This window comes from Neoluteolibacter marinus (assembly GCF_014904755.1).
GTDB classification, from domain to species: Bacteria; Verrucomicrobiota; Verrucomicrobiia; order Verrucomicrobiales; family Akkermansiaceae; genus Haloferula; species Haloferula marina.
Window position 1 is genome coordinate 1 of the sequence record NZ_JACZFQ010000053.1, and the last position, 1,673, is coordinate 1,673.

Annotated in this window: 1 protein-coding gene; it reads left to right on the plus strand. The window is 70.7% G+C overall.

Annotated features, from left to right (window positions below):
* A partial coding sequence (locus tag IG178_RS11990) for a sensor histidine kinase (protein WP_193212793.1) occupies positions 1 to 1,673 on the plus strand: 1,673 nt, incomplete at both ends.

Genomic DNA, 1,673 nt, shown 5'->3' on the forward strand with positions numbered 1-1,673 from the left:
GAATTTCCTCGACCGCCAGGATCGCCTGGCCGTCCTCCAGGATGCCGGCGTGGTGAAGCTGGTCACCGGTGGCGGCCGGGTCCTGGAGATCCGGCCGGACCGCTCGGGACGGCCGTGGACCGACCTGCCGCCGGACTTCTGGGTGCAGGTGAGCGTCGGCCTGGTGGCGTGGCTGGTATCGGCGGCGGTGTTCGTGTTCCGGCCGCGTGAGACGGTGGCCCGCTACCTCTTGCTGAGCGGTGCCTCGACCTTGTTGTTCGCGCCGGCGGCGGCGGTCTACACGACGCGCGAACTTGGGATGGATGGCACGGTGCTGCAGTGGGCGAGCGATCTGAACTTCCTCGGCGGAAGCCTGTTCGCGGCCAGCTTCGTGGCGCTGCTGCTTTACTATCCGCGGCCGGTGGCTCCGCGCTGGGCCGGCCGGGCGGTGGTCGGCGTGTTCGTGCTGTGGTTCGTCCTCCAGCAGGTCGGCGTGTTCGAGTCGATGACCTTCGCCCGCCGCTTCCTGGTGATGGTGGCGGTGCTGGTGACCTTCGTGCTGGCCGCCTACCACTGGTTCGCCACCCGCCGCGAACCGGTTGCCCGGGCGGCGCTGCAGTGGTTCCTGCTGTCGTGGTTGTTAGGGACGGGGGTGTTCGCGCTGTTGATCCTGCTGCCGCAGATGTTCGGGGTCGATACCTCGCCGCTGCAGGGCTACGCATTCCTGCTGTTCCTACTGGTTTACGGCGGGCTGGCGCTGGGGATCCTACGCTACCGCTTGTTCGAGCTGGGGCCGTGGTGGCGGCGGATCGTCGCCTGGGCGGCGGCGGCGCTGGCGCTGGTGTTGCTGGACCTGCTCTTCGTGGGAGTGCTGCGGCTTTCCTCGCAGACCTCGCTGGCGCTGGCACTGTCGATCTGCGCGGTGGTTTGGCTGCCGTTCCGGAGCTGGGTGTGGACCCGCCTGACGGAGCGCCGCGCACGGGGCCGGGAAGCGCGCTTCAGCGAGGTGCTGGAGGCGGCCCTGGCGCCGCCGGCGGAGGGCGGGAAGCGCTGGATGGAGACGCTGCAGGCGGCCTTCGACCCCTTGCGGATGGCCCCGGCTGACGCGACCTCGGGGGAGGTTGAAATCCTCGACGACGGGCTGGTGATGACGATCCCTCCGGCGGGAGGCGGGCCGGCCCTGAGGCTCGGCTACGCGCGGGGCGGCCGTGACCTCTTCTCACCCCGCGATGCCGAGCTGGCGGCGGAGCTGCTGGCGATGATGCGCCATGCGACGGCAAGTGTTTCGGCCTACCTCCGCGGGGTGGCCGAGGAACGCGGCCGGATCGCCCGCGACGTGCACGACAACATCGGCGCGCAGCTTCTTTCCGCGCTCCACAGCGATCGCGGCGAATCGAAGGACGAGCAAATCCGACGGACCATCCTGGGGCTGCGGGAAATGATCAACAACGCGCCGCCGGAGCCGCTGGCGCTGGACGAGGTGCTCGCCGACCTGCGCTTCGAGACTGCCGGCCGGGCCGAGGATCACGGGCTCGAGTTCGAATGGCATGCGGAGGAATTCGGCAGCGCGAGGCTGGCACCCGCCGCGATCCACGCGCTGCGGTCGGTGCTGCGGGAAGCCGTCAGCAACGTCATCCGCCACGCCGGGGCCCGCCGCCTGGAGGTGCAGGCGGGCCGCCGGGGCGGGCGGCTGG